The following is a 20,833-nucleotide window of genomic DNA, read 5'->3' as shown; positions in this document are numbered from 1 at the left end:
GCGACACCGCTCCCATGACACTGCGTCGGATCCCTTGACACTCCCGCGTCACCGCCACAACACTCCATCGGGAGAGCGCTCTCCCGGACTGTTTCCGGCACAGGTGACCGTCCCTCGCTGCCGGCCGCGGAAGCACCGTGCACCGCCGCCCGACCCCCACCGTCCCTCGACGTGGCAGGAGGTCTCCATGGCACGGAGATCGAAGATCGTCTCAGGAATTCTGATCAGTGGCGCACTGCTGCTGACCTCGTTCGGCCTCGGCGGAGTCGCCATGAGCGCCGACACGTTCACCACCGCCCGGCCCGCCGCCGGACCGGCCGCCGTCTCGCACGCCGGCCACGTGATGGCCGCGTCGACGGCCGCCTCACCCGACGACCCGGACGGCGACGGCTACATCCCCGCCGTCCCGCAGGTGACCGGCGTCCAGCCCTCCACCAAGGAGCCGCCCCACCGCTACTTCCACGAGTTCCAGGCCAACTGCTCGGTCTCGCACACCAAGCCGGACGATCCCATCGTCTATCCGGCCCAGCCGGGCAGGTCCCACGACCACACCTTCATGGGCAACACGACGACGAACGCGGCCAGCAGCACCGCCTCGCTCGGCAGCGGGTCCACCACCTGCAAGGCGCCCGGTGACAAGTCGGCCTACTGGATGCCCACCCTGTTCAAGGGGACGCAGGCGGTGCTGCCGACCGGACCCCAGGTCATCTACTACAAGGCCGGCGTCACGGACTACACCAGCGTCCGGTCCTTCCCCAAGGGGCTGCGGTTCGTGGTCGGCAGCCCGATGCAGACCGCGGAGCAGTTCCGCAACCACCGCGGCTTCGTCGAGGGATGGGAGTGCGGGAACAGCTTCTTCAACGTGCAGTTCCCCGCCGGCTGCCCGACCACGCCCGACGTCCAGCTCAACATCCGTTTCCAGGCGCCCAGTTGTTGGGACGGCAAGTACCTGGACACCCCCGACCACCAGAGCCACATGGCCTACCCGGTCGTCAACCCCGGTACGAACAACAACATCTGCCCGGCCGATCACCCGGTCGCGCTGCCGATGATCGAGTTCAAGATGGCCTTCCCCGTCAACGGTGACCTCTCGCAGGTGAGGCTGGCGAGCGGTCCGGCCTACTCGTTCCACTACGACTTCTTCAACGCGTGGGACGACGCGACGCTGCAGGCACTCGTCCGCCACTGCGTCGTCGGCGCACTCCAGTGCGACGCGCGCGGCTACGACCAGACCCACCCCGAGGCCGGGGCGGCCCTGGACGCGAACTACCGGCTCCCCTGACCCGCACGGTCCCGGCCGGCCCGGTCCCCGCCGGCCCGGCCGGGCCTCCCCCCACCCGCACACCGGAGAGGCAGACATGACCAGATCCCGTACCGCCGCCCGACGAGCCGCCGCACCCGCCGTGGCGACCCTGCTCGCCGCGGGCGCTCTCGCGCTGCCCGCGCAGGAGGCCCGCGCGGCCGGCAGCGTCGTCAGGGTGACCGGCTCGCAGGGCAACTGGCAGCTGTCCGTCGACGGCCGCCCGTACCAGGTCAAGGGACTGACCTGGGGGCCCGCCGTCGCGGACGCCGGCCGCTATCTGCCCGACCTGAGGTCCATGGGCGTCAACACCATCCGCACCTGGGGCACCGACGCCTCCAGCAAGCCCCTGTTCGACGCGGCGGCAGCGAACGGCATCAAGGTGATCGCGGGCTTCTGGCTCCAGCCCGGCGGCGGCCCCGGCAGCGGCGGCTGCGTCAACTACCTCACCGACACCGCGTACAGGAACCAGGTGCTCGACGAGTTCCCCAAGTGGGTCGGCACCTACAAGGACCACCCCGGCGTCCTGATGTGGAACGTGGGCAACGAGTCGGTGCTCGGACTGCAGAACTGCTACAGCGGAGACGAACTGGAACGCCAGCGCAACGCCTACACCACACTCGTCAACGACATCACCCGGAAGATCCACGCCGTCGACCCCAACCACCCGGTCACCTCGACCGACGCGTGGACCGGCGCCTGGCCCTACTACAAGAGGAACGCCCCCGACCTCGACCTGTACGCCGTCAACGCCTACAACGCCGTCTGCGACGTGCGGGCCAACTGGGAACAGGGCGGCTACACCAAGCCCTACATCGTCACCGAGACCGGACCGGCCGGGGAGTGGGAGGTCCCGGACGACGCCAACGGCGTACCGCAGGAACCCACCGACCGGGCCAAGGCCGACGGCTACACCAGGGCCTGGAACTGCGTCAAAGGCCACCAGGGAGTCGCCCTGGGCGCCACGATGTTCCACTACGGCACCGAGTACGACTTCGGCGGCATCTGGTTCAACCTGCTGCCCGCCGGCCAGAAGCGCCTGTCGTACTACGCGGTGAAGAAGGCGTACGGGGCGGACACCTCGCGGGACAACACCCCGCCCGTCATCTCGGAACTCGCCCTGGACGCCGACCCCGCCAAGGTGCCGGCCGGTCGCGCGCTGACCGTCACGGCGAGGACCACCGACCCCGACGGCGACCCGCTCTCCTACGAGGTCCTGGCCAACAGCAACTACCTCGACCAGAGCAAGCAGCTCACCCCGCTGCCCGCCACCGACCTGGGCGGCGGCAGGCTCAGGTTCACCGCGCCCGACCGGCCCGGTGTGTGGAAGATCTACGTCAAGGCCGCCGACGGCAAGGGCAATGTGGGCGTCGAGACCCGCTCGGTCCGGGTGGTGGCCCCGCCGGTCGACGGGACCGACCTCGCGCTGGGCAGGCCGGCCACCGCCTCCTCGTACCAGCCCTCCGGCGGCGACTGCCCCTGCCCGGCCGCCAACGCCGTCGACGGCAAGCCCGACACCCGCTGGGCCAGTGACTGGAGCGACCCGCAGTGGATCCGGGTCGACCTCGGGACGCGCACCACGTTCTCCCACGTGCAGCTCGTCTGGGAGACCTCGTACGCCAAGGCCTACACCGTGCAGACCTCCGACGACGGCCAGAGCTGGCAGACCGTCCGCACGGTGAGCGACGGCAACGGCGGTGTCGACGACTGGGACGTCAGCGGCACCGGACGGTACGTGCGGGTGAACGCGACCGCCCGCGGAACCGGCTGGGGCTATTCGCTGTACCACTTCGGCGTCTACCGCTGACCGGGGGCCTCGGACCGATGACCGACGAAGAGCTGGAACGCCTGCTCGACAAACTGACCCTGCCGCAGAAGGTCAGGCTGCTCACCGGTGCGACGACCTGGCGCACGGGTGCCGAACCAGCCTTAGGCCTCAGGGAGTTGGTGATGTCGGACGGACCCGCCGGGGTGCGCGGGGAGGCCTGGGACGAGCGTGATCCCTCGCTGCTGCTGCCCTCGGCCTCGGCGCTCGGCGCCCTGTGGGACGAGGAGTCCGTCGAGCGGCTCGGCGGCCTCCTCGCCGCCGAGGCCCGGCGCAAGGGCGTGGACGTCGTCCTCGCCCCCACCCTCAACCTGCACCGCAGTCCGCTCGGCGGGCGCCACTTCGAGTGCTTCGCGGAGGATCCGGAGCTGACCGGCCGCACCGGTGCCGCACTGATCCGCGGCATCCAGGCACACGGTGTGGCCGCCACCGCGAAGCACTACGTCGCCAACGACTCCGAGACCGACCGGCTGACCGTCGACGTACGGGTCGGGGAGCGGGCCCTGCGCGAGGTGTACCTCGCCCCGTTCGAAGCGGCCGTCGAAGCGGGTGTCCGGGTGGTCATGGCGGGATACAACGGAGTCAACGGTCGCACGATGACCGCCAGTTCGCTGCTGACCGCACCCCTCAAGGACGAGTGGGGCTTCGACGGGGTCGTCGTGTCCGACTGGGGCGCGGTGCGTTCGACGGCCGGACCGGCCCGCGCGGGTCTCGACCTCGCGATGCCGGGCCCGGAAGGACCGTGGGGGGAGGCGCTCGTCCGCGCGGTCGAGGCCGGGACGGTCCCGCGGGCGGCCGTCGACGACAAGGTACGGCGGCTGCTGCGGCTCGCCGCCCGGGCCGGCGCGCTCGGCGGACCGAGGGCGGCGGCGCCCCCGGTCCGCTCCCGCGACGCGCGACGCCTGCTGCGCCGTGCCGCCGCCGCGAGCACCGTCCTGCTGCACAACCGGGACGTGCTGCCCCTGGACCCCGAGGAACTGGGCACCGTCGCCGTGATCGGAACGCACGCCGCCCGTCCGCGCGTACAGGGCGGCGGAAGCGCCGGCGTGTTCCCGTCGGCCGTCGTCACGCCGCTCGACGGCATCCGGGCCTGGCTGCGCGGCCGGGCCCGGGTCGTCCACGCGCCCGGGCCCCCGCCGGACGCGCCCCCGCCACCGCTCGACATGAGCCTGTGCCGCGACCCCCGCTCGGGCGTCCCCGGCGTCCTGCTGCGCGTGCTCGACGCGTCCGGAGCCGAGATCTACGCCGAACACCGGCAGTCGGGACGCCAGTTGGAGCCGCTGCTGGTGCCCGCCGCGCACACGGTGGAGATCAGCGCGCTGCTGCTGCCGAGGACGACGGGCGAGTGGACCCTCGGGATCGGCGGCTTCGGCCGGATGAGCCTCACCGTGGACGAACACACCGTGGTGGACGGCGACTTCGCACGGGACAGCGACGACCCGGCGGTCATCCACGTGAATCCGCCCGCCCGGTACGGCCGGGTGCATCTGACCGCCGGACGCACCGCCCGGCTGGTGGCGCGGCGCGCACTGGCCGCCGGCACCGGGCGGGCGACGGTCGTCAGCGCCGCACCGCCCGGCCCCGACGCCGAGGAGGCTCTGGCCGCGGCGGTACGCGCGGCCGGGGAGGCGGACGCGGCGATCGTCGTCGTCGGCACGACGGAACACGGCGAGACGGAGGGCCACGACCGGACGGGTCTCGCGCTCGGCGGCCGGCAGGACGACCTCGTGCGGGTGGTGGCGGACGCCAACCCGCGCACGGTGGTGGTCGTGAACAGCGGCGGACCCGTGGAGCTGCCCTGGCGCGCGCGGGCCGGCGCGATTCTGCTGACCTGGTTCCCCGGGCAGGAGGGGGGTGCGGGACTGGCCGACGTGCTGTTCGGCCGGACCGAACCCGGCGGACGCCTGCCCACCACCTGGGCGGCCGGCCTCGCCGACGCGCCGGTCACCCGGACCCGCCCGGAGCAGGGGCGGCTCGCCTACGACGAGGGACTGCACATCGGCTACCGGGCATGGCTGCGCGAACACCGGGAGCCCGCCTACTGGTTCGGCCACGGTTTCGGCTACACGAGCTGGTGCTACGAGAACGTGAGCGTGCCCTCCGCGATCGAGGCGGGCGCTCCGTTCACCGTGCGGGCCGACGTGCGCAACACCGGCCGTCGGCCGGGACGTGAGGTCGTCCAGGTGTATCTCGCCCGGCCGGGATCGGAGCGGGAGCGGCCCGTGCGCTGGCTCGCGGGCTGGGCGGCCGTCTCGGCCGCGCCGGGAGAGACGGTCACGGCCCGCGTGCACGTCCCGGCCCGCGCCCTGCGGCACTGGTCGCCGGAGGAACACGCCTGGCGCACGGAGCCCGGCCGCTACCGGGTGCTGGCCGGGCGCTCGGCCGGCGATCTCCCGCTGGCGGCCGCGGTGGAGGTGACGGCAACCGGCTGACCTAGGCCCCGCCTGCGCCGGAGAGCGCTCTATACCGCTCGTGGACCGGGCCGTTAGGGTGCGGGCATGAGCAGACAGGCTCCTACGCTGGAGGACGTCGCGCGGGAGGCGGGGGTCTCCCGCGCGACCGTGTCCCGGGTCATCAACGGCATACGCAACGTCGATCCGGCCATCCAGGACCTCGTGCGCCAGGCCGTCGAGCGGACCGGTTACGCGCCCAACCGGGCCGCCAGATCCCTGGTCACCCGGCGCACCGAGACCGTCGCACTGATCGTCTCCGGCGCCGGTGACGCCACGGACGAGGAGCAGAACAGCTTCGCCACGCGGGTGTTCGCGGACCCGTTCTTCGGACGCGTCGTCGGGGGAGTGGTGGGCTACCTGCGACCCCGTTCGATGCATCCGGTGCTGATGTTCGCCGAATCCGTCGAGGCGAGAGCGCAGGCGCTGGCCTATCTGCGGCAGGGCAGCGCCGACGGCGCGCTGGTCGTCTCGACACACGCGGACGACCCGCTGCCCGCGCTGCTGGCCGACGCGGGCCTGCCCGCGGTGCTGTTCGCGCGGCCGTCGCGGCCGGTACCGCTCAGCCATGTCGACCTGGCCCACCGGGACGGGGCCCGGCTCGCCGCCGAGCATCTGCTGGCCCGGGGGTGCCGGCGGATCGTCACGGTCACGGGACCGCTGGGCGTCTCCGCGAGCCAGGACCGGCTCGCCGGGTTCCGCGACACGATGGCGCGCCGGGGGTACCCGCACGTGCCGGTCGCCGAGGGCGGCTTCACCCTGGACAGCGGCATGTCGGCGATGTCCGCCCTGCTCGCCGGACATCCGGACGTGGACGGGGTGTTCGCGGCCAACGACCTGATGGCCCAGGGCGTCTGCCAGGTGCTGCGGGAGTGCGGCCGACGGGTGCCGGACGATGTCGCCGTGGTCGGCTTCGACGACTCCAGCGTCGCGGTGACCTGCCGACCGCCGCTGACGACGGTGCGCCAGCCGGTCGAGGAGATGGCGGCGGCGATGGCGCGGCTGCTCGACGAGCACATCCGCGGCGTGCGCACGGAGCCCACCTCACTGATTTTCGAGCCCGAACTCGTGGTCCGCGCCTCGGCGTAGCGCGTCACGGGAGCCCACGGCGGGCGGTCCTGGCCGGGGGCCCTGGGGCGCGTCCCCACCATCGGCGACGGCGGTGAGGTGCGCCCTCGGCGTCGATGATGCCGGTGACCTGCACCCTTGGCGACGGCGACGGCGACGCCGGTGCGGTGCGCACGGGCACGCTGTCTCCGCACGACGGGCGTGACCCCTGCTTCCGGGCCGAACCGGAATGTTTCAGGCCTATTGCCGAGCCATGGGAAACCGGCCAGCGGGCCGATTCCGGCGATCATCGAGCCCACGGTTGCGGGGCTAGCACGTTCGAATTCTGTGACTTCGCGCCACTGATTCAATACTCAAAGTTACCGAAACGCATGGGGTCGATGTGTGTTTCCGCGCCCGACTCGGCAGACTCGCGCTCGCCGCACCGGCAACAAACCCGAGCCGGTGCAGCCTCGTCACAGCGGAAGGATGCACACAATGCCGAACACCGCGCGCTGGGCAGCGACTCTGACCATGACGGCCACCGCCGTCTGCGGCCCCCTCGCCGGGTCCGCCCTCGCCGCCCCGGGCCACGCCCCCGCCTCGCTCTACGCCCCCTCGGCCCTCGTCCTCACGGTGGGCCACGGCGACAGCGCGGCCACCCTCACCCCCGAACGGGCCGTCACCCTGAGCTGCGCCCCGACCGCTTCGGGTACACACCCGGCCGCCGTCCGGGCCTGCTCCGAACTCCGCGCCGCAGGCGGGGACTTCGACGCCCTGGACGCGAGAGACGGGGTGATGTGCACCAAGCAGTTCGATCCGGTGGTCGTCACCGTCGACGGTGTGTGGCAGGGCCGGCGCGTGTCGTACGAGCGGACCTTCGCCAACGAGTGCGTGAAGAACTCCTACGGGACGAACGTCTTCGCGTTCTAGAGACCGGGATCGCGGGGCCCCCGTGAGCACTGACCGAGGGCCGTTGCTGGGGAGTGCGAGCCCCCGTCGCGGGAGTGCCACGCGATCTCGCACCGAGGGCCGGCGGGACGGAGTGGGGCCGTCCGCCGGCCCTCGGCATGTGTCCCCGAACGAGGCCACCCGGGGCGCGCCACGGGCCCCCTGGGAGCGTTGACGGCATAGCCCACAACCAGGGGTGGGGGACGGCCGGCCAAGACCGCACCACCCATGCCAAACCCCCGCTACACTCCCCACCGCCAGGCCGTTGACCAGGAGAAATACAGAAGTCCGGCTGGAGTACTAGCCGCTCAGGGTGAGGATCGCGAGCGCGCTGCGCCAGTGGTCGCGCGCGCGGTCGTGGTGGCCGAGGGCCTGGTAGGCCTGCGCCAGGCCGTCGTGGGCGCGTGCCTGGTCCCCGGGGTGGGCGTGTTTGGTGGCGAGGGTGAGCGCGGTGCGGTGGCAGGTGAGCGCGTGCTGGTGGCGGCCGGAGACCTGGTGGCACCTGCCCAGCCCGGCGTGAACCTCGATCTCATCGTCGCCGTCACCCGTGCCACGGGTGGCCCGTGTCGCGGGCTCGACGGGGATCGGTGCCTCCTGGTGACGATCCTGGGGCCGGTGGAGATCCCCCCAGCCGATCAGCACCGACAGGTTGTCGAGGTCGTCGCCTGCCGTGCCCACCAGGTCGCGGGCCCGCGCGAAACAGCGCGCGGCTGCCTCCTGCCGCCCCAGCACCAGGTGGCCGTGACCGACACCGATCAGTGCGAACAGTTCCGCCTTGCGGTTGGCCGTGGCGCGAGCGAGGTCAAGGCCCCGCGAGAAGTGGTCCGTGGACTCCGGGTACCGGCCGAGGGCCCGATGAACGTGGCCGAAACCGAACAGGGCGTACAGCTCGCCGGTGCGGTCCTCCGTGGCGCGGGCGAGATCGACGGCCTGCCGGAAACAGCGCAGCCCCTGCTCGTAGCGGCCCAGTTTGTAGTGGATCTCGCCGAAACGGATCAGCGCGTCCGGCCGGTCGGCGCGGTCGCTGCCCCCAGGGCTTCGGCCGCGCGTCACGGCATCGCTGCACCGGCCACGGGTCCGCAGGTGCCGGTGGAGCACAGCCGTCTGGTGCCGAATGTGCCGGGGCCGGCCTTCGGGGGTCGCGTGGGCGGCGGCGGCGAGCAGGTTCTCCACTTCGGTGTCCAGCCAGGTCTCCGCCTCCGCCGGGCCGTGGAAGAAGGGGATGGACAGGCCGGCCGCCCGGCCGCGGGAGCACCGGGCCGTGTCATACGGGTACACCGTGTCCATCGCCGCCGATGTCGTGCGGGCGTAGTGGTCGAAGAGGCGGTGGAGTGCTGCCCGGCGGTCCGCCTCGGTGTCCTCGGCGTTGGCCGTGGTCATGGCGTGCACCCGGATCAGGACGTGGAAACGGTAGCGGCCCGGGGCCGGTTCGGTGAGCAGGTGGGAGTCGACGAGGTCGTCGAGCAGCGGGACGGTGTGCGCCACGGGCGTGCCGGTGAGGGCCGCGGCGGCGTGGGCGTCGAGGTCGGCGCCGGGGTGCAGGCCGAGCAGCCGGTAGGTGCGCCGCTGCTCGGGTGTCAGGTGCCGGTACGACAGGTCCAGCGCAGCGTGCACGCTGCGCCGGGGGTTATCCGACTCCGCCGGCCGGTCGTGGTGCCGGGCGAGTCGTACGGCGAGATCGTCCACGGTCCACGCCGGCCGGGCTTGCAGCCGGGCGGCGGCAAGGCGCAGCGCCAGCGGCAGGCGCCCGCACAAATCGGCCACCTCGGCCAGGCGTTCGGGGGTTGTGCCCGCCAGCCGCCCGGTGCCGGACGGGTGGGTGAAGGGGTGGGTGAAGACGCTGATCGCCTCGGCCGACGGCAGGACGCCCAGGGAGATGTGGCGGGCATCGGGAAGGCCGATGAGACGCCGCCGGGCGGTGATCAGGACCAGGGAGCCCGGCGCGGCCGGCAGCAGCGGGATGACCTGGGACTCGCTGTGGGCGTTGTCCAGCACGACCAGGGTGCGCGTGCCGGTGAGCAGAGTGCGGTAGAGGGCGGCGCGCTCGTCGAGTCCGGGCGGGATCCCCTCCTTCGGCAGGCCGAGGGCCCGCAGCACGGACGCCAGCGCGGTGGCGGGGTCGACGGGGTCGACGCCCTGCGTACAGCCGTGCAGATCGACGAAGAGCCGGCCGTGGGGGAAGTCCGGTGCCAGCCGGTGGGCGGCGTGCACGGCGAGGGTGGTCTTGCCGACGCCTGCCATACCGTCGATGACACCGATCGCGATCGCAGTCGTGTCCTGACCGGGCCGGAAGCCAGGCCCCAGGGAGAGGATCTGCTGGAGCTCGGCGAGACGGCCCGTGAAAGCCGAGGAGTCGGCAGGGAGTTGGGCGGGCACGACCGGGAGGTGCGGCTGCCTCGGTGGCCGGTCCGAAGCGGCCGGCTCGGACCCCGGCGCGGCGAACCGGGCAAACCCGCGCGGTACGGCGGCGGCCCGTACGCCCAGCCCGCCGCCAGCGCTGAGCCGCCGGTGCACCGCCAGCCAAGCACGGCGCTCCTCGTCGGAGCAGCCGCAGGCGTGCACGAGGGCCGCCACGAGCTCGGCGCGCGGCAGTGACACGCGGTTGAGCGCACCGGCCAGCGTACTGGGCGGCAGTGTGCGCCCCAGGCGGGCCGCGCGCGCCTCCAATTGCCGGTAGGTCAGCCCCGACGCGTCCTTCAGCCGCCGCAGCGAGGCGACAAACGCGACGGCGTCCGACGCCTCTTGAGGCGCTGTCCCCCTGTGATCCCCCATGGAAGCCATCCTTACCAGGGGCAAGCTGGTTGGCAATGTTCATTCCAGCCTGGCGGCCGGGCCGTCGGACGCCGTTCGGGACAAGGTTCCGAACACGTCCGTGACCGGGGCGCATCGTGGACGGGCTGTACGGAACAGTCGTCCGGCATTGTCCCGATTGCCGCGGAGTTCACAGACTTTGGCTCGCTGTGAGGGCTGTCCCGCCCTCCTGTACCGAAGGGAGAAACCCGTGCTTTCCAGATTCATGATCCTGCTCAGCGCGATGGCGATGGCGGTGCTCGCCACCATCGCCGGAACCGGCACGGCGAACGCCACGGCCGACGGCCGTGCGGCGTTCATCGCGGAGTCCCGTGAAGCGGGTCTGAGCGCCGGCAAGGCGGCCGGGCTGCAGGCCAAGGTGGACGCCTACCTGACCGAGCTGGCCGGGAACGGCACCCAGGTGTCGCCGAACCAGATCGACCTCAAGGGCGCGGTGCTGAACGTCGCCGTGCCGGGGGAGAAGCAGCCGCGGCAGCTCGGAGACATGGGTGCGGCTGTGGAAGGGCCCAATGCCGCCGAGTGCGTGGGCGGAGCTGACTTCGGGTGGTTCTGCGCGTACAAGTACCAGAACTTCTCTGGCGACAACATCGGCATGTACAGCTGCGGCTGGGCCCGCACCATCCCCTGGTTCACCGTGGGCTCGTGGGACAACAACCAGACCGCAGGCACTAGCCCCCTGCTGACCTTCACCAGCGGGTCGACCTGGTGGATGCCGGCCGCTCGCAGCTCCCAGGTCACCGGTGTGGACTGGGCGCCCGTACGGAGTATCCGCCCCTGCTGATCGGGCTTCCGGCCTTCGCGCGGCACTCGCGCGAAGGCCGTCGTCCATCGGCGCGCCCGCCGCGAGTGCGCACCACACCATCTTCCGTGGTCCTTGTCGCCGATGACGTGATCGGGCCATGAACACGGGCCGTCCCGGCCCGGTCCGGGGTACCCGGATCGCTCCCATCACGGCGGTGAACTGGGGGCAGTCGTTGGTGTTCCCGCTGGTTACGGTGAAGGCGAGCGGACGTCATGGGGCATCGCAGACCAGGTGAACCTTGCTGGTCGGGCCACCTCGCGAGCGTCCGAGGGCCGGGCTGCGGAACACCCTTCTCGGGCCCCCGTGGCGGGTCACCCGACCTGACCGCCAACTGGTAGTAGACCGAGCCGTCCGCTCCAATCCGGCGCTGTGGGACCGGCGCGTCGTGCCAGGTCCCGTCTTTCTGCACCTCCCCGGTCCCGAAGTTCCAGAGGACCCGCCGGAACTCGGACTGGTCGAACGGCGCGCGTTCGTCGTCGCCGTCCACGCGCAACCCGGGCCGCAGCAGCGCCTCCCCAGACTCCGCGACGGTGGGAGCCCCGGCCGACCTGAGACAACGGACGGCGGCGGCCGCCATCCCTGCGTGTCCCATCACACCGTCCATTGGAGCTGACGGATCGCAGATGGGTAGTGCGGGGGTCGGCTTTGCCTCTCGGTCCGTGGGGAGGGGTGCCGCCGGGGTGGCCGGCCGGGGCGGGGCCCCCTCCACGGGCGTCCAGGGGGCCCCGCGTATGTTCGTCGCCATGGGGTGGGGACAAACGGCGCACGTCAGTGCGCGAACAGGGACCGGCGGGCCGAGCGTCGAGGTCACCGCGGCCGCTGCGGTCTGCGCGGCGCAGCTCCCCGCGGCCGGGATCATCACGTGGGTGGCGTCCTACGGTGGCGACGACCACGGCGGCGGCATCGTGGGTTTCGGCGCTCTCTGCATGGTCGTTCTCGCCCCGCCGCTCTTCCTCGTCGTTGGGTGGCTGCACGCCTACGCCCTCACCATGCCCGCCGCCGGCCTCGCCCGGCGCGTGCTCCGGCGGCTGGGCGGCCCCGAGTGGGCCCGGCATCTCGCCCTCGTCGCGGTCCTCGGGGCGCTCTGGGCGATCCCGTTCGCCGTGCTCGGCCGCGCCGCGTACCTGTACGCGGCCGTGCTCGTCGCGGTGTCCGGCGTACTGCCCGTGCTCGGCGTCGCGTACGTCCGCAGGAGGGCGCGGACTCCGTGGCGCGCGCTGCGGACGAGGGGTGTCTGGTGGCGGGCCGCGGGGGCGTCGTTCGGCCTCCTCGTGGTGGCGCTGGCAGGCGGCATCGCCGCCGACGTCATGGGGCTGGTCGACGCCTACGAGCCGCCGGTACTGTCCGCGCGCGAGCTGACCGGGGTCTGGCGGGACGGCCACGGCGCCGAACTGAGGCTGCACCCCCTGGGAGGCGCCGAGCTGACCCGCCTGCCGGCCCAGCCCGACGCCAAAGACTTCGGACGCGAGGACCTCACCACCTGCGACGGGACCGGAAGCTGGCTCCTGGACCGGGACGGCCGCCACGACTTCTTCCCCGGGGACGGGCCGGAAGCGCGGGACGGTGTGCTGGTACGCGTCCGCGGAGGGTGCGGGACGGAGACGTTCTGGACCATCGGCGGCACGCAGGCCGAACCCGAGCTGTTCGTCCTGTTCGGCGACCCCGACGCGGGGGACCTGCGGATCCTGAAGCGCCACGGGGACGGCTGAGCCGGGACCGGCTCGGCCCCCTCGGCCTGACCGGAATGCCAGGACCCGGCACGGGCCGTGGACGCGCCCCCGTGGTTCGCGATTCGGTCATCGTCCCCGGTATCGGGGGGTCCGGCGTGCCGCGAAGCTCGCGACGCCCTCCCGGGCGTCCGCCGTCGTCATGTTGATCTCCTGCGCCGCCGCCTCCAGCGCGAACGCCGCGGCCCGGTCGCCGTCCAGGGAGGCGTTGACGAGCTGCTTGGTCAGGGCGAGGGCGCGGGTCGGGCCCGCGGCGAGCCGCTCCGCCCAGGCGCGCGCCGTCTGCTCCAGGGCCCCGGCGGGGACGACACGGTTGACGAGGCCGAGCCGTTCCGCGTCCGCGGCGGTGAGCGCGTCGCCGAAGAACATCAGCTCCTTGGTGCGCTGCGGTCCGGTCAGGCGCGCGAGCAGATAGGCGCCGCCGCCGTCCGGGACCAGTCCCCGGCGCGCGAACACCTCGATGAACGTGGCCGGTTCGGCCGCGAGGACCAGGTCGCAGGCGAACGCCAGATGGGCGCCGATACCGGCGGCGGTGCCGTTCACGGCCGCGATCACCGGCTTCTCGCAGTCGAGGGCGGCGGAGACGAGCCGCTGCGCGCCGAGCCGGATGGTGCGGGCCACGTCACCGGGCACCCGGTCACCGCCGGCCGGCGTGCCCCGCAGGTCGGCGCCCGCGCAGAAGCCGCGCCCCGTCCCGGTGACGACGACGGCCCGGACGCCGGGGTCGGCGGACGCCTCCGCGAGGAGCGCGATCACACGTTCGCGCTGGTCCGGGGTGACGGCGTTCATGGCCTCGGGCCGGTTCAGGGTGATCCACGAGATGGCGTTGTCAGTGGCGTGCAGTACCCATGGGTACCCATGAGCACCCATGAGCTGAGGGATCTCTCCGCGTCGTCGAGTCCTTCGGGAGCTGCGGGGACCATCAGTGTCGCCTTGGTCGGCGGCCTGTCGGGCCAGGACCTCGGCACCGTCCCGGTCCCCGGTCTCCTCCCGCAGCTCGGCATAGACCACAGGGCATCGGTGCTGCCGTAGTCGGCGGCAGGCGAAACTGCACGCGGACAACGGCTACGACTACGACCACCTGCGTCGATGGCTTCGCGAGCGCGGTATCCGCCGCCGTAACCAAGGGCACCCTCACCCGCCCGCAGAATTCGGTGCGACGACGGCTACCAGCTCAGTGGTTCAGGGGGCTGACGGCGTGACCGAAAGCCCCACCTTGTCTGACTCAGGACTCGGCATGGCCCGCACGCTGCCCGACTGATGCTCGTCGAGGCACCTCGGTTTCACCGACATCGGACTGTGCAACCAACGTCATGTCCCGCAACACCTAGATTCCCAGTCCTACGCCTCCACTGCCGTTGAGTTCGATGGTGGGCGGGTAGAGGATCGTGTCGCGCAGGGCTTGCGGCATGCTGACGCTGCCCGTCCCGAAGCCGGCCACACTCAGCAGGGCGGCGGCGTGCTCGGGGGGCTCCGGATCGACGACCAACCGGAAACGGCCGCCGCGCCCGGCGAGGTAGCCGACCACGACACCGTCATGACCCGTCACCGACCGCGGCACCGCGCGCACAGCCCCGTACACCGCGAGGCCGATGAGCAGCAGGCCACCGCTGACCACCACAGCGACCAGTGCTCCTGATGCTCCCTTCGCCCACCCGATCAGCGACGCGAACAGCAGGCTCGCCGCGCCCATCAGCGGGATCTGCAAACTTTCCAGGGCACTGGTCAGAGCCCGGCCCAGTTGCTCCTCCGTCACCATCTTCAGCGCCGCGATCCGGGCGGTAGCCTGCCCGACCGCTGCGGATTTCGCCGCGACCCTGACCGCGCGGGCCGGGTCGTGGGGGGCGTGCTTGCGCCACGCGGCCATCGCAGCGTCTTCGACCGCATCGCGTGGGGCGTCATCAGCGACCGGCTGCCTCCCGGCATCCGGCGATGGGCCGAGGTACACGCGGGTGAGCGCCGTCAGCACCACCCGTTTCCGGTCGCCCAGGGCGGCCCACTCATAGAGCGTCACCCGGAACTCCTCGACCGGAGCCGCCCGCGGCAGGCGGCGGATACGGTGCGCAGCAGTGAGCGTGAACCCCCCACAGACCGCCAGCATCAGGCCGACGACCGCGGACAAGACCAAGTAGACCATCTGCTCCCCCTGGGCCGGCGCCACTCCTCCACACAGAGTGACAGCATCAGGACTTTCCGCCAACGCCCCTGCAGGGAGCTGGATTGATCAGTCCTGCCCGCGTCTACATGTATTGGTTTGGACTGCTCGGCAATGGCGTGGTCACGCGTGGGCACCAGCGTGCCGTCCACGATCAGAACCGTGTCCTTGCGGAATCGCTTGCGCTGCTGCAGGGAGAGCGCCGGCCGGAGGCGATCGATGATGCGGTGCGCGGCCGACTTCGAGACGTCGAAAAGCGGGGCCAGCTGACGCAGGGTGAGGTAGGTCCGCCAGTACGCGGCGACCAGCAGGACCCGGTCCGCCAACGGCAGCCTCCATGGCCGGCCCCTGCGGACCGGGTCGGCGCCTCGCGCCGCAGCGCAGTGATCCGTCTGCCGGACTGAAGCGGACTCACCCGGTGAGCGGGCTGTCCAGACACCCATACCGTACGGCCGTCTCGTGCAACGTCCTCCCTGTGCCGGTCAGCTCGTGCGGGATGGCCAGCCGGAGCGGGAACTGGTGGACATCCCCCAGATTCCAGTCGCGGATCCAGGAGTAGCAGCCGTAGTGCCGACCGCGATCGTCACCGGTGCGTCGCAGTGCGGACAATACGCGGCGGAGGGCGGACGGCATCGTCGCGATGCTGTTCGCCCGAACGGGTGAAACGCCGCCTGGGTGAAGACCCAGCCTAGGTGGGCTTCGAGCGGCGGTGGCTGGTGTCGCACCAGGGGTAGCGGCGGCTGAGCCGGCAGGTGCACAGGGCGACGCGGAAGCGGTCGGACGAGACGACGCTGCCGTCCTCGAGTTCGACCTCGACCGGCCCGTCCACCATCAGGGGGCCGCGCCGCTGCACGGTGATCCGGCGCGGGGCGTCAGACGAGTCGTTCGGCACGGATGACCACCAGCTCTTCCTTTTCCTCGTGGGGGGAGAGCAGACCGCGTTCCCGCAGCCAGCCCTCCCGTTCGCGCAGTACGGGGCCGAACGCGACCCACCTGCGCTCCGTCACCGCGGCCCGCAGACCGGCCGCGCGCAGCAGCTTCAGGGTGGGCTCGGCGCCGCTGAGCGCCGAGTGGACCATCAGCAGCACGCCGCCCGGCCGCAGCAGGGCGGGTGCCTCGCGGCAGATCCGGTCCAGCACGAGCCGGCCGTCCCGGCCCGCGTCCCAGGCCCGGGCCGCACCCCGCGGGGTGCCCTCGGCGTCGGGCGCGGGCACGTACGGCGGGTTGGTGAGGATCAGGTCGAACGACTGGCCCGCCACCGGGGCGAACAGGTTTCCGCGCACGATACGCACGGGGAGCCCGGCCAGACGCGCGTTCAGGCGGGCGGTGCACACCGCCCGCCACGACACGTCCACCGCGGTCACCCGGCCGCCCTTCCGCGCGGCTGCGAGGGCCAGAGCGCCGGTACCGGTGCACACGTCCAGCACGCGCGCCCCAGGTACGAGCGGTTCGTCGGACAGCGCGCCGACCAGCAGCGAGGTGTCATCCTGTGGGGCGTAGACGCCCGGAAGTGCCAGAGGTTTCACGCGGGGCGAGTACCCGGGGAATCATGAAATATGGGTACCTCGTAGGGTCTGCCTTCCCGCGTGCCACTCCGTGAGCAGCCGCTGGGCGAGTCGGTCCTCCAGATGGCCCGTGGCGTCGATGCCGAAGACGACATCGGCCTCCAGGTACGGCTCCTCCGCCAGCAGGCCGCCGATCACGTCGTGGCGTACGACCTGCTCGTGCACCGCGTCGGCCTCGACGTGCTCGTCGTAGAAGAACTCGGCGGCGGGCCCCGCACCGGTGCGCCGCATGGCCTCCGCGAGCCGCTGGGAGCCGGGCGAGGACGTGATCTCGACCGCCGCGAAGTGCCCCACCAGCGCGCCGCGCAGATTCCGGTGCAGACCGAAGAGGGACATCATGTTGACGGTGGCCAGCATCTCCGCGGACGCCTGGTCCAGGTAGTGGCCGTACGTCGTGTCGAGTCCCAGGTCGTCCATCATGTCCGCGAAGAGCTTGGCGTGCACCCTCTCGGCCCGGCCGCCCCCGTACTCGTCGAACTCGACCGCGGCCATCCCGGCCTTGGCCCGTCCCCACAGGCGCGGCAGCACCCAGGCGTGCGGATCGGCCTCTTTCAGGTGGTACAGCGAGCGCTGTGCCACGTACTCGCGGATCTGCCACAGCTCGCCCTCGTCGCGGAGGTGGTGGCTCACCCCGGTGCCCTCCGCGGGCTCCACCAGCAGTTCCTTCACCGCCGCCTCGACGCTGTCGTGTACCCGGGTGTCCGCGCGCAGGGCGGTCAGGAAGCGGTCCTCCAGCGCCGCCCGGGTCCGCAGGAGGTCCGGGTCCCATTCGAGGCCGGCGTTGACCCCGGCGAAACCGCGGTAGTGCAGTTCGTAGCAGCAGTACAGGGCCAGCTGCAGGTCGTCCCCGTAGGGCGCCGCCTCGCGGATCTCCTCGGGCGCCGGGAGCGGGCCCGCACCCGTCAGGTGCGCGAGGACCGCCGTGGAGACGGGGCCGCGGCCGGGCGGCAGCTTCGGGCCTGGACGATCTTCTGTCATGGCCGCCGGGTACCCGCCTCGCGCGAGGTCATCCGCGGTGTGGGGACGACGGGGGGGCGGGCGCCCTGGGGGACGGGCTCGTCGGGACGGCGTGGTCGGGGCGGGATGGTCGGGACGGCGTGGTTGGAGCGGGATGGTCGGGACGGCGTGGTCGGGGCGGGATGGTCGGGACGGCGTGGCTGGAGCGGGATGGTCGGGACGGCTCAGCGGGACGGCTCATCGAAACGACTCATCGGGACGGCTCAGCGGGACGGGCGCAACCGGGTCGCCCGGTTGCTTCGACCGGGTCGCCCGGGGAGGGGCCGGGCACCGTGATGTCCGCGGGCCGGCCGGCAGTGCGCCCCGTGGCGTCCGGGCGGGTCGCCGGCGCCGTGGTCGCCGCGCGGCATCGCCGGGGCTCGCGACGGTGTCCGCAGCCGGGCGGCCGTCCACGCGGGACTGCGGCGCTCAGCGGGCCTGGGCCGGGATGCGCAGCGGCACGGCTCCCGCCCCGGTGGGCGCCGGCAGGTCGTCGCCGCGCTCGCTGATCTCCGCCCACCAGGACCCGCCGTCCTCGATGTGCCGCAGCAGCACGCCCTCGCGGATGGCCCAGGGGCAGATGCTGACCTCCTTCACGCCGGTGAGCTTCATGGTGGTGTGCCCGACCACGGCGCCGGCGAGGCTCTGGGCGGCGCGGGGGGCCGAGATGCCGGGGAGCCGGGCGCGTTCGTCCGCCGGGAGCGCGGCGAGACGCGGAATGGCCCCGGCCAGCTCCCTGCGGCGCAACTCCCGCTCCACGAAGGGCCCGTGGCGGCCGGGTGCGGTGCCGCACAGCCGGGCCAGCTGCTGGAACGTCCGCGAGGTGGCGACGGCCGTACGGGGTCCCTCCCAGCGGATGCGCGCGGCCACGTCCCGCAGTTGGTGACGGACCCTGCGCCGCAGCGCGCGCAGGGCCTCCGGCGTCGGCGGGTCCTGGTCGAGAAGGAACTCCTGCGTCAGCCGCCTGGCCCCGAGCGGCAGCGAGGCGACGAAGTCCGGCAACCGGCCCCGGCCGAAGGCCACTTCCAGCGAACCGCCGCCGATGTCCATCAGGGCGAGCGGCCCCGATCTCCAGCCCATCCATCTTCGGGCCCCGAGGAACGTGAGCTCGCCCTCCACCTCGCCCGGCAGCGTGCACAGCGGCACACCGGTCTCCGCCCGGACGGTCCCCAGGATCTCCGAGCGGTTCGGGGCGTTGCGGACCACTGCCGTGGCGAAGGCCAACGGGCCCGCCGCACCCCACTGTTCAGCGGTCCGGACCGCTTCGCGCACCGCCTGCACGAGCTGGTGCACCGACTCCTCCGGGATGTGGCCGTCGGGCTCCAGGTGTTCGGACAGCCGCAGCCGCCACTTGGCCGTGTGCACCGGCAGCGGCACCCCGCCCTCGGCGTCGGCAACCACCAGTCTGACAGTGTTCGATCCCACGTCCACCACGCTCAGTCGCATGCCCCGGAACTACCCGACTCCCGTCGAAGCACGCCCACCGGGAGCACGCCGCGGTGTGCGCCGCCCGGAGCAGCGCCGCCACCGGTCCGAGTCGCCCCGGATGCCGCACCGCCGGGGATCCCGTACTGGTGGAGCATGGGTGTTCTGGGTGAGTGGGACCAGCTGCTGTTCACACGGGTCGCCGGCGCGCGGCTGCCCGGCGCCGATCCGGCGGTGCGGCGGCTCAGCCGCTCCGCCGATCACGGCCGGCTCTGGCTGGGAGCCGCCGCCGCGCTCACCGTGCTCGGCGGCCGTACGGCCCGCCGGGCGGCGCTGCGCGGCGCCGGCTCGCTCGCCCTCGCCTCGCTCACCGTCAACACGGTCGTCAAGCGGGGTGCCCGGCGTCCCCGCCCGCTCCTGGACCACGTGCCGCCGGTCCGGCACCTGCGGCGTCAGCCGCACACCACCTCCTTCCCCTCGGGGCACTCCGCCTCGGCCGCCGCCTTCGCCACCGGAGTCGCCCTGGAGTCCACCCGGTACGGTGTCCTGGTCGCGCCCCTGGCGGCGGCGGTCGCCTTCTCGCGGGTCTACGTCGGCGTGCACTACCCCGGCGACGTGCTGGCCGGCGTCGCGATCGGCGCCGGGGCCGCCGCGCTGACCTGTCACTGGTGGCCCCCGCGCGCCGTCGCCCCGGAGCGGGAACGGCCCGCGGCCGACGCGCCCGCACTGCCCGAAGGCGAGGGACTGGTGGTCTTCGTCAACAGCGGCGCGGGTACGGGTGCGTCCCCCGTGCCACTGCCTGCCGCGGCGCACCTGCGGGGACTGCTGCCCCGGGCCGAACTGGTCGAGTGCGGCCCGGACGACGATTTCACGGAGCTGCTCGGCGCGGCGGTGGACCGGGCCGTGCGGTCGGGCGGCGCGCTGGGCGTGTGCGGCGGCGACGGCAGCGTCAACGCGGCGGCCCGGGCGGCCGCCCGGCACGGTCTCGCCCTGGCGGTGTTCCCGGGCGGCACCCTCAACCACTTCGCACTGGACGTGGGCGTACCGGAGTTCGAGGACACCGCGGTCGCGGTCGCGCGGGGCGAGGCGGTGGCCGTGGACATCGGGGTGGCGGCCGCGGCGGCGGGGGAGGAGGTGCGGTTCCTGAACACCTTCAGCATCGGCCTGTACCCGGAACTCGTGCGGATCCGGGAGCGCTTGGAGAGGCGGTGGGGCAAGTGGCCGGCGGCGGCTCTCGCGCTGGCTCGTGTCCTGCGCACGTCCACGCCGGTCGAGGTGCGTGTGAACGGGCGCACGCGGCGCCTGTGGCTGCTCTTCGCGGGCAACGGCCGGTATCTGCCCGACGGCTTCGCGCCCGCTTTCCGGCCGCGGCTGGACGACGGACTGCTCGACCTGCGCATGGTCGACGGCCACCACCGCCTCGCCCGCACCCGCGTGGTCGTCTCCGCGCTCGCCGGGGCGCTGGGCCGCTCCCGCGTGTACAGCGCCCAGACCCTGCCGAGCGTCGCACTGTCGGGTCTGCGGGGCGCGGGACCGCTCGCCTACGACGGTGAAGTCGCGCCCGCGCCACAGGAGTTGCGGCTGTCCAAACAGCCGGGTGCCCTCGTCGTCTACCGGCCGGCCCTGCCGCAGAACGAGCTGGCCCAGCAGGCCCGCATCGCGGCCGCGGCCGCCCGGCACCGGGCACGGACGAAGGGCCGCCGTCTCCCTGCGGACGGCGGCCCCTCGGCTCGTTGAGTGACCGGTGCTCTCGGTGAGTGACCGGTGCCGCGGACCGGC

General features: G+C 72.9%; 16 protein-coding genes and 3 pseudogenes. 10 read left to right on the top strand and 9 right to left on the bottom strand.

Translation table 11 applies throughout. From position 1 onward, the window contains the following. Positions 1-187 precede the first annotated feature (187 nt). The 5 genes from ACFYP4_RS15620 to ACFYP4_RS15600 all read left to right on the top strand — a co-directional run bounded on the left by ACFYP4_RS15620 (position 188) and on the right by ACFYP4_RS15600 (position 7,555). Positions 188-1,282, top strand: a complete 1,095-nt coding sequence (locus ACFYP4_RS15620; protein ID WP_358854494.1) for a DUF1996 domain-containing protein — start codon at positions 188-190, stop codon at positions 1,280-1,282. Between the two features lie 76 nt (positions 1,283-1,358). Next, positions 1,359-3,107, top strand: coding sequence for a discoidin domain-containing protein (locus tag ACFYP4_RS15615; RefSeq protein WP_358854493.1), 1,749 nt, complete (start codon positions 1,359-1,361; stop codon positions 3,105-3,107). 17 nt (positions 3,108-3,124) lie between these two features. Beyond that, positions 3,125-5,557 (top strand): glycoside hydrolase family 3 C-terminal domain-containing protein, encoded by a 2,433-nt coding sequence (locus ACFYP4_RS15610; RefSeq protein ID WP_388785758.1) that lies wholly within the window; start codon positions 3,125-3,127, stop codon positions 5,555-5,557. Between the two features lie 66 nt (positions 5,558-5,623). Next, the gene (locus tag ACFYP4_RS15605; RefSeq protein ID WP_358854491.1) at positions 5,624-6,664 is read left to right on the top strand and encodes a LacI family DNA-binding transcriptional regulator; all 1,041 of its coding nucleotides are present in this window, start codon (positions 5,624-5,626) and stop codon (positions 6,662-6,664) included. A gap of 456 nt (positions 6,665-7,120) precedes the next feature. Beyond that, positions 7,121-7,555 (top strand): protease inhibitor, encoded by a 435-nt coding sequence (locus ACFYP4_RS15600; RefSeq protein WP_358854490.1) that lies wholly within the window; start codon positions 7,121-7,123, stop codon positions 7,553-7,555. A gap of 318 nt (positions 7,556-7,873) precedes the next feature. On the opposite strand, the gene ACFYP4_RS15595 is transcribed toward ACFYP4_RS15600, so the two are convergent. After that, complete coding sequence (locus ACFYP4_RS15595; protein WP_388785755.1) at positions 7,874-10,345, bottom strand: tetratricopeptide repeat protein; 2,472 nt, start codon at positions 10,343-10,345, stop codon at positions 7,874-7,876. A 229-nt stretch (positions 10,346-10,574) separates the two neighbouring features. On the opposite strand from ACFYP4_RS15595, the gene ACFYP4_RS15590 reads away from it, so the two are divergent. Then, complete coding sequence (locus tag ACFYP4_RS15590; protein WP_358854488.1) at positions 10,575-11,165, top strand: hypothetical protein; 591 nt, start codon at positions 10,575-10,577, stop codon at positions 11,163-11,165. A 126-nt stretch (positions 11,166-11,291) separates the two neighbouring features. Here the strand turns inward: ACFYP4_RS15590 and ACFYP4_RS15585 are convergent. Continuing rightward, positions 11,292-11,459: pseudogene (locus tag ACFYP4_RS15585) on the bottom strand (IS5/IS1182 family transposase); the annotation flags it as partial. Between the two features lie 470 nt (positions 11,460-11,929). Here ACFYP4_RS15585 and ACFYP4_RS15580 point away from each other — a divergent pair. Then, complete coding sequence (locus ACFYP4_RS15580; RefSeq protein ID WP_358854487.1) at positions 11,930-12,895, top strand: hypothetical protein; 966 nt, start codon at positions 11,930-11,932, stop codon at positions 12,893-12,895. 87 nt (positions 12,896-12,982) lie between these two features. On the opposite strand, the gene ACFYP4_RS15575 is transcribed toward ACFYP4_RS15580, so the two are convergent. Then, a complete protein-coding gene (locus ACFYP4_RS15575) occupies positions 12,983-13,783 on the bottom strand; it encodes an enoyl-CoA hydratase/isomerase family protein (RefSeq protein WP_388785752.1) in 801 nt (266 codons plus the stop codon). On the opposite strand from ACFYP4_RS15575, the gene ACFYP4_RS15570 reads away from it, so the two are divergent. Together ACFYP4_RS15570 and ACFYP4_RS15565 are read left to right on the top strand one after the other, a co-directional pair. Further along, positions 13,772-13,945 (top strand): hypothetical protein, encoded by a 174-nt coding sequence (locus ACFYP4_RS15570; RefSeq protein WP_388785750.1) that lies wholly within the window; start codon positions 13,772-13,774, stop codon positions 13,943-13,945. The two genes, ACFYP4_RS15575 and ACFYP4_RS15570, sit on opposite strands and share 12 nt — an antisense overlap. After that, a pseudogene (locus ACFYP4_RS15565) lies at positions 13,941-14,033 on the top strand (IS5/IS1182 family transposase); the annotation flags it as partial. The gene ACFYP4_RS15570 and the pseudogene ACFYP4_RS15565, both read left to right, overlap by 5 nt. A 207-nt stretch (positions 14,034-14,240) precedes the next feature. Here ACFYP4_RS15565 and ACFYP4_RS15560 read toward each other — a convergent pair. The 6 genes and pseudogenes from ACFYP4_RS15560 to ACFYP4_RS15535 all read right to left on the bottom strand — a co-directional run bounded on the left by ACFYP4_RS15560 (position 14,241) and on the right by ACFYP4_RS15535 (position 19,075). Beyond that, on the bottom strand, positions 14,241-15,050 hold the full coding sequence (locus ACFYP4_RS15560) for a hypothetical protein (protein WP_358854713.1): 810 nt from the start codon (positions 15,048-15,050) through the stop codon (positions 14,241-14,243). 116 nt (positions 15,051-15,166) lie between these two features. Beyond that, positions 15,167-15,507, bottom strand: a pseudogene (locus ACFYP4_RS15555) (transposase family protein); the annotation flags it as partial. Positions 15,508-15,756: 249 nt separating this feature from the next. Beyond that, positions 15,757-15,960 carry a CDGSH iron-sulfur domain-containing protein gene (locus ACFYP4_RS15550; protein ID WP_358854712.1) on the bottom strand — a complete coding sequence of 68 codons (204 nt, stop codon included), beginning with the start codon at positions 15,958-15,960 and terminating at the stop codon, positions 15,757-15,759. Next, positions 15,941-16,594, bottom strand: coding sequence for a HemK2/MTQ2 family protein methyltransferase (locus ACFYP4_RS15545; protein WP_358854711.1), 654 nt, complete (start codon positions 16,592-16,594; stop codon positions 15,941-15,943). Before ACFYP4_RS15545 ends, ACFYP4_RS15550 begins: the two co-directional genes overlap by 20 nt. 21 nt (positions 16,595-16,615) lie before the next feature. Next, positions 16,616-17,611: an iron-containing redox enzyme family protein gene (locus ACFYP4_RS15540; protein ID WP_358854710.1), complete on the bottom strand. Its 996-nt coding sequence runs from the start codon at positions 17,609-17,611 to the stop codon at positions 16,616-16,618. Positions 17,612-18,058: 447 nt separating this feature from the next. Next, positions 18,059-19,075 (bottom strand): Ppx/GppA family phosphatase, encoded by a 1,017-nt coding sequence (locus ACFYP4_RS15535; protein ID WP_358854709.1) that lies wholly within the window; start codon positions 19,073-19,075, stop codon positions 18,059-18,061. Positions 19,076-19,210: 135 nt separating this feature from the next. Here ACFYP4_RS15535 and ACFYP4_RS15530 point away from each other — a divergent pair, with 135 nt between their 5' ends. Then, complete coding sequence (locus ACFYP4_RS15530) at positions 19,211-20,791, top strand: bifunctional phosphatase PAP2/diacylglycerol kinase family protein (RefSeq protein ID WP_388785746.1); 1,581 nt, start codon at positions 19,211-19,213, stop codon at positions 20,789-20,791. Positions 20,792-20,833: the final 42 nt, after the last annotated feature.

The sequence above is a fragment of the Streptomyces sp. NPDC005551 genome, assembly GCF_042871785.1.
In the GTDB taxonomy this organism is placed as follows: domain Bacteria; phylum Actinomycetota; class Actinomycetes; order Streptomycetales; family Streptomycetaceae; genus Streptomyces.
Note: the sequence above shows the minus strand (reverse complement) of the source record. Positions and strands in the feature narration are given on the sequence as shown.

Coding starts and splice junctions, on each gene's coding strand:
- ACFYP4_RS15620 (WP_358854494.1), top strand. CDS start 188: ATGGCACGGAGATCGAAGATCGTCTCAGGAATTCTGATCAGTGGCGCA.
- ACFYP4_RS15615 (WP_358854493.1), top strand. CDS start 1,359: ATGACCAGATCCCGTACCGCCGCCCGACGAGCCGCCGCACCCGCCGTG.
- ACFYP4_RS15610 (WP_388785758.1), top strand. CDS start 3,125: ATGACCGACGAAGAGCTGGAACGCCTGCTCGACAAACTGACCCTGCCG.
- ACFYP4_RS15605 (WP_358854491.1), top strand. CDS start 5,624: ATGAGCAGACAGGCTCCTACGCTGGAGGACGTCGCGCGGGAGGCGGGG.
- ACFYP4_RS15600 (WP_358854490.1), top strand. CDS start 7,121: ATGCCGAACACCGCGCGCTGGGCAGCGACTCTGACCATGACGGCCACC.
- ACFYP4_RS15595 (WP_388785755.1), bottom strand. CDS start 10,345: ATGGGGGATCACAGGGGGACAGCGCCTCAAGAGGCGTCGGACGCCGTC.
- ACFYP4_RS15580 (WP_358854487.1), top strand. CDS start 11,930: ATGGGGTGGGGACAAACGGCGCACGTCAGTGCGCGAACAGGGACCGGC.
- ACFYP4_RS15570 (WP_388785750.1), top strand. CDS start 13,772: ATGAGCACCCATGAGCTGAGGGATCTCTCCGCGTCGTCGAGTCCTTCG.
- ACFYP4_RS15575 (WP_388785752.1), bottom strand. CDS start 13,783: ATGGGTGCTCATGGGTACCCATGGGTACTGCACGCCACTGACAACGCC.
- ACFYP4_RS15560 (WP_358854713.1), bottom strand. CDS start 15,050: ATGGTCTACTTGGTCTTGTCCGCGGTCGTCGGCCTGATGCTGGCGGTC.
- ACFYP4_RS15540 (WP_358854710.1), bottom strand. CDS start 17,611: ATGACAGAAGATCGTCCAGGCCCGAAGCTGCCGCCCGGCCGCGGCCCC.
- ACFYP4_RS15535 (WP_358854709.1), bottom strand. CDS start 19,075: ATGCGACTGAGCGTGGTGGACGTGGGATCGAACACTGTCAGACTGGTG.
- ACFYP4_RS15530 (WP_388785746.1), top strand. CDS start 19,211: ATGGGTGTTCTGGGTGAGTGGGACCAGCTGCTGTTCACACGGGTCGCC.